Below are 969 nucleotides of genomic sequence, written 5' to 3'. Positions count from 1 at the left end.
ACGACCTCCTTGCGCGGCAGCACCCGCAGGGAGGCATACTTCTGCAACCGCCGGTAGGTCAGGTAGTGCTGCTGCGGCTCCATCCACGCCCCCTCCGGCAGCAGCAACCGCTCATCGACCGCGCCGAAGAGCTCCTTCACCTTCGCCGGGGCTCCCTCCAACCGCTGCTGCGGCACGCTCACCGCCGCCACCGGCTCCGGACCCGTTTCGCTCGAAAAGGTCGGTGTCTTGGCGCGCGGGGAAGGTCCGCCGGTGCCGGCGACCGAGGCGATCAGCCGCAGCGTAAGCACGTCATCGAAGATCCGATAGGAGACCAGGTCGATCCGGCGGCCGATCTCCTCGACCGCCACCGTGTCGTGGTAGGTGAACTCCCCGGCCACGCAGATCACTCGCGGATTGCTCCAGTCCACTGCCCCAGCCGCCTCCCCACCGAGCCGGTCGGCGACCAGCCGCTCGAACTCATGGTGGTGGTCCCGCAGCCACACCAGATACGACAGCGCCTGGTTGATCACGTTCTGATCCCTCGAACGCTTGTACTCGATGATCACGGGGGTGCCGCTCTCGTCCAGCCCGAGGGAATCGACCCGGCCCCGGTGCCGCCGACCGGTCCGGTACTCCGAGGCCAGGAACCGGATCCCGAGCATCGCCTCCATATTGGCCTCAATCAGCGACTGCAGATCCCGCTCCACCGCCACCGACGCACCCGGTATCTCCGTCGCCCGGCCACCCCTGATCCGGAAGACCTTCAGGTCGCCCATGCGCCCCTCCCCGCTTCAGCACCATCACTGCACGGTGAGAATCGACTCGCTCCCGCGTTTATTCCCGAATCCCCAACAATGTAGATGGTTGCAGGATAGCCTCGTCGGATGTTGCGGGAAGCTATCCAGAGCCCAACTAGGACGGTGATCATGGGCTTGCTGATCGTATCCATCGTGGTGGGCGTTGCCTTAGCGTGGAGAAAGTGGGTGA

The 969-nt window shown here is 65.4% G+C and carries 1 protein-coding gene; it reads right to left on the bottom strand.

Features of this window, described 5'->3' with window-relative positions:
* Nucleotides 1-758: hypothetical protein (locus tag A949_RS0110585; protein ID WP_019355981.1), on the bottom strand; the 758-nt coding region annotated here is incomplete at its 3' end.
* Between the last annotated feature and the right edge of the window lie 211 nt (nt 759-969).

The organism is Streptomyces sp. AA1529, from assembly GCF_000280905.1.
Lineage (GTDB): Bacteria > Actinomycetota > Actinomycetes > Streptomycetales > Streptomycetaceae > Streptomyces.
Note: the sequence above shows the minus strand (reverse complement) of the source record. Positions and strands in the feature narration are given on the sequence as shown.